Raw genomic sequence first — 2612 nt, forward strand, 5'->3', positions numbered from 1 at the left:
TCCCATGCCTACCCACTGGGATCCCTGGCCGGGGAAGACGAGGACGGTTTTGCCGCCGTCGGGGGTGTGTCCGGTGAGGTTGTCGAGTGCGGTGGTGAATTCCTCGCGGGTGGAGCCGACGAGGACGGCGCGGTGGGGGAGTGTGGTGGATCGTTGGGTGATGAGGGAATGCGCGATCTGGTGGACCGAGCCTTCGGTTTCCGTCACCAGTTGACGGGCCATGTCTTTGAGTGCGGTTTCGTTCTGTGCGGAGAGCACCCATGGCACCGGACCGGAGGGTTCCAACTCAAGCCCGACGGGGCCGGAAGGCTCGGCCGCCTCGGAGGGCTCGACGGGTTCCGCCGATTCCGTCGGCTCGGGCGCGGGCGGCGCCTGTTCGAGGATGACGTGCGCGTTGGTGCCGCTCACTCCGAAGGAAGACACGCCCGCGCGTCGGGGGCGTTCGTCCGCCCCGGGCCAGTCCCGGGCCTCGGCCAGGACTTCGACCGCACCTGCCGACCAATCGACCTCCGGGGTCGGCTCGTCGATATGCAGGGTCTTGGGCATCACGCCGTGGCGCATGGCCATGACGGTTTTGATGATGCCGGCTACTCCGGCGGCGGCTTGGGTGTGGCCGAGGTTGGATTTCAGTGAGCCCATCCACAGCGGCTGTTCCCGGTTTTGCCCGTAGGTGGCGATGATTGCCTGGGCTTCGATCGGGTCGCCGAGCTTGGTGCCGGTGCCGTGTGCCTCCACCACGTCCACGTCGGCCGCAGTCAGCCGGGCGTCGGCGAGCGCGGCCTTGATGACCCGCTGCTGCGCGGGGCCGTTCGGCGCGGTGAGGCCGTTCGAGGCGCCGTCCTGGTTGACGGCGGTGCCGCGCACCACTCCCAGCACCGGATGCCCGAGCCGCTGGGCGTCCGACAGTCGCTCGACCAGCAACAGGCCGACACCCTCGCTGAGCCCGGTGCCATCGGCGGACGCGGAGAACGCCTTGCAGCGGCCGTCCCTGGCGAGCCCGCGCTGCCGGCTCAGGTCGGAGAAGATCCGCGGCGTGGCGAACACGGTCACCCCACCGGCGACCGCCAGCGGACACTCGCCGGAGCGCAGTGCCCGTACTGCCAGGTGCAACGCGGTCAGCGACGAGGAGCAGGCGGTGTCGACCGACATCGCCGGGCCCTCGAAGCCGAAGGTGTACGACACCCGCCCGGACGCGACGCTCGCCGCCTCCCCGTTGCCCGAGTAGCTCTGCAGCTCGCCGGGGATCCGCCGGACCCGTGTCGTATAGCTGTTGGCCATCAGCCCGGTGAACACGCCGGTGCGGCTTCCGCGGAGTGAGGTGGGGGCGATGCCCGCGCGTTCCAGCACCTCCCAGGTGGTCTCCAGCAGCAGCCGCTGCTGCGGGTCCATGGCCACTGCCTCGCGCGGCGAGATGCCGAAGAACGCCGGGTCGAACCCGGTGGCGTCCTTCAGGAAGCCACCCTCCCGCATATACGAGGTACCCTCCTGGGCCGGGTCGGAGTCGAAGAAGCCCTCCAGGTCCCAGCCCCGGTCGTCCGGGAAGCCGGAGATCGCGTCGGTGCCGGACGACACCAGCTCCCACAGCGTCTCCGGTGAGGTCACGCCGCCGGGGAAGCGGCAGGCCATGCCGATGATGGCGATCGGCTCGGCCGACGCCGACTCGACTTCGGCGAGCCGTTCACGGGTCCGGTAGAGATCCGCCGTGACCCACTTCAGGTAGTCGGTGAGGGTCTTCGAATCAGCCATGCGGTATCAACCTTTTGGGATGAGGGCGAGCCGAGCGGTTAGTTGGAGGCGCGGCCGAATTCCTTGTCGATGAAGCTGAGCAGCTCCGATTCGGAGGCGTCCTCCAACGCGTCGAGGACCTGGGCGCTGCCCGTCGCGGCGGCGGGTGCCGCGGCCGGTGCGTCGAGGCGCGCCAGGATGGAGCGCAACCGGTCGGCGATCGCCGTGCCTGCCTCGTCGTCCGGCTGGTTGTCGAACAACTGCCGTTCGAAACGCTCCAAGTCGCGCAACACCTCCGGGAACGACGACCCGCCGTCGCCCAGTGGCCCGAGCTGGGCGAGTAGATGATCGGCGAGCGTGTTCGGCGTGGGGTGGTCGAAGATCAGGGTGGCGGGTAGCCGCAGTCCGGTGGCGGCGGTGACGCGGTTGCGGAACTCGACGGCGGTGAGCGAGTCGAAGCCGGTGTCCTTGAACGCCTGGCCGGGGTCAATCCGGTCGGCGTCGCTATGCCCGAGGACCCGCGCCGACTGCTGGCGGATCAGATCCAGCACCGCCCGGCTCCGCTCCTCCGCCGCCAGTGTGGCGACGCGGTCGGCCCAGCCCTCGGTGTGGGCGGTCGTCTGGTGGGCGGTTGGCCGGGCGGTGCGGACCAGCGCGCGGAGCACGGGTGGCACGTTGCTGGAACGCCCGATGGTGGGGAGGTGGAGTTTGACTGGTGCGACGGTGCCCAGTCCGTGGTCGAGGGTGGTGTCGAACAGGGCGGTGCCCTCGGTGTCGGTGAGTCCGTGGATTCCGGCGCGGGTCATTCGGTCGTGGTCGGTCTGGGTGAGGTGGGCGGTCATGCCGCCTTCCCGTTGCCACCAGCCCCAGGCGAGTGAGGTGCCGGG

General features: G+C 69.9%; 2 protein-coding genes. Both read right to left on the minus strand.

Translation table 11 applies throughout. From position 1 onward, the window contains the following. On the minus strand, nt 1-1746 hold a 1746-nt coding region (locus tag ACFXB5_RS53350; protein ID WP_385223265.1), incomplete at its 3' end, for a type I polyketide synthase. Nucleotides 1747-1784: 38 nt separating this feature from the next. Then, nucleotides 1785-2612, minus strand: an 828-nt coding sequence (locus ACFXB5_RS53355) for a phosphopantetheine-binding protein (protein ID WP_385223267.1), incomplete at its 5' end; no start/stop codon positions are given.

Source organism: Streptomyces sp. NPDC059455 (assembly GCF_042750115.1).
Lineage (GTDB): Bacteria > Actinomycetota > Actinomycetes > Streptomycetales > Streptomycetaceae > Streptomyces > Streptomyces endocoffeicus.